The following is a 1,974-nucleotide window of genomic DNA, read 5'->3' as shown; positions in this document are numbered from 1 at the left end:
TGCCGCCGGTGCCGTCTGCGACAGAACATCCCGTACAGGGATCTCGTCAACTCGCCGGTTGCCCGTACCGCAGTGTCAGCGTTCAGTGTCGCTGCACTAGCCCTACGAAACGCCGTGGAAGTACTGGACCCTCACGAAGGTGGGGATTGGGAGCACGCGTGGCAGACGATTGCAGACCTCGAAGACTGCGCCGGCCGCTTCGAGGCAAGTGAGAGAACGGAAGTGAGGGAAAGTGGTCGAGAAAATCGCTAAGCATGGAAGACACGCTACGAGTCAGGCGAAACTGGGCACGCATGTCCTCAGTCCAGTCGGCCCCGAGAATTTCAGTGAGCACTACTACGGAGTGCGAATCACCATTACCCCACTGGGCAGGCTGCGCGGGCTTTTCAGAGAGTGGTTCCTCGTTCCACCCGACTTTCATCCAGCGATACCGGTGTGCATCTACGGACATGGCGTCGAACCTAAACGTATTGCCGCGGCGATCAACCGGTACGCCCGCGAAGCAGAATGGGAACGTCGGCCGACGTTGAGACAGATCATCGACGGGATCGACGAACGGTGGATCAGTGGCACTATGACGAACTCGGAAACAGGGTTGGTGGTGTACGCGCGGCTCTGCCTGAGATTTGAGGAGCGGATCCGCGGCGCAGTTCCTGTCACCATCATTGCTCCGGAGCCAGAGACCATGACAGTGGGGGCAACTGGCGGAGATCTGGTGAATCCGGGAGTTGACAATTGACGATGTCGATCACCGTGAACTGTGATGCGTGTGGAACTACTCGAGAAGTTCCGGCGAACTACTTGTCATCGTGCAGTGTCGTGAGATCCGCGATCGAGCCAGGGTGGACACATTCCGTCGACGAGAACTACTGCTCGAATTGCGCTGCAGTGAGGGCGCAGACGTGGCCTCGAGAATCCGAGGGAGGGACTCCATGAGCATCACTGAAATTCGGCCACTAGGTGCCGTTGATGGGGTGAAGGCTCCTGTGTCTCACTCGATTCATGCGATTCCCGGTAACACCACGCTCGACGAACTCACGGAATTCGCGTGGAAGGATCTCTCGACTCCCGACAAGGCGATTGGTGCATACCGGTTGGTGTCTCTCGCCGATGACCCTGATGTGTGGGAGCAACTCGGCTCTCTCACTTACGCGCGATTCGTCGACGTCGGTGCATTCGCTGCCGTCTATTCCGAGGGGCACTGGATACCGCTCTCGTGTGGGCAATGGCTGGTGCGCACACACGACGATGACCTCATCGTTGTCTCCGACGAGGACCTCCGGCTCGGGTACGAGTTACTCGGGTGAAAGAAAAAGAGCCGTCGGAGCGCTCGCCAGGGAAGGTCGTTGACCTTGGTCTTATGTTCGTCGATTGCTTGCAGGCACCTGAGCTGTCCAGGTCCGTCTCTACTGTCCGGATCGCACTGAAAGTCCCCGCGGTCATCGAGACAGTTGTTCCCCTCGGCCGCACCAACATCCGGCAAAGGAAGACATCATGGACATCGCATCACTCATCGTCGGCGTCGCAGTAGCCGGCGCATCGGCAGCGCAGGGAGCTGGCGTAGAGCCAGTCATCACCGACACCATCACCTCGGTAGTCGAGGAACAGGCACCGGCTGCCTCCCAGTTCATTCCAGATCCGCAGCCGTACCTGGACCAGGCAACAACTGCCCTGACGCAGCTGCAGGAGCAGATTCCTCCTGCGTGGCAGTCCGAGGCGGAAAGTGCGCTACCCCCGGAACTGAAAGACGCTGCGGCGCAGATACAAGAGATCCTCCCGCCGCAGGCACAGGCTCTGATCCCCGACGTCGCCCTTCCTGCTCCCGGACCGGACTCGGTTCCGCCGGCCGGCTCGGCGCCGAACGGATCCGCTGTCGAAGACGCATCGGCAAATGACACGACACCTGCCGGAGGGCCTGCGCTTCTGCCCTCCGTGTTCAGCGCACAACCATCTAACGCTGCCGGGATACCCTCG

The 1,974-nt window shown here is 60.1% G+C and carries 2 protein-coding genes and 1 pseudogene; all 3 read left to right on the top strand.

Going from position 1 to position 1,974, the window contains the following annotated elements; genetic code table 11:
* Positions 1–232: 232 nt before the first annotated feature.
* Positions 233–739, top strand: a complete 507-nt coding sequence (locus tag ACH4F2_RS35885) for a hypothetical protein (RefSeq protein ID WP_041814180.1) — start codon at positions 233–235, stop codon at positions 737–739.
* Between the two features lie 193 nt (positions 740–932).
* Positions 933–1,307, top strand: a complete 375-nt coding sequence (locus tag ACH4F2_RS35880; RefSeq protein WP_011331666.1) for a hypothetical protein — start codon at positions 933–935, stop codon at positions 1,305–1,307.
* 187 nt (positions 1,308–1,494) lie between these two features.
* Positions 1,495–1,974 (top strand): annotated as a pseudogene (locus ACH4F2_RS35875) (peptidoglycan endopeptidase); the annotation flags it as partial.

The organism is Streptomyces sp. NPDC017890, from assembly GCF_044328675.1.
Lineage (GTDB): Bacteria > Actinomycetota > Actinomycetes > Streptomycetales > Streptomycetaceae > Streptomyces.
The sequence above is the reverse complement of the archived record's forward strand: the minus strand, read 5'-3'. Positions and strand labels throughout refer to the sequence as shown.

Coding starts and splice junctions, on each gene's coding strand:
- ACH4F2_RS35880 (WP_011331666.1), top strand. CDS start 933: ATGAGCATCACTGAAATTCGGCCACTAGGTGCCGTTGATGGGGTGAAG.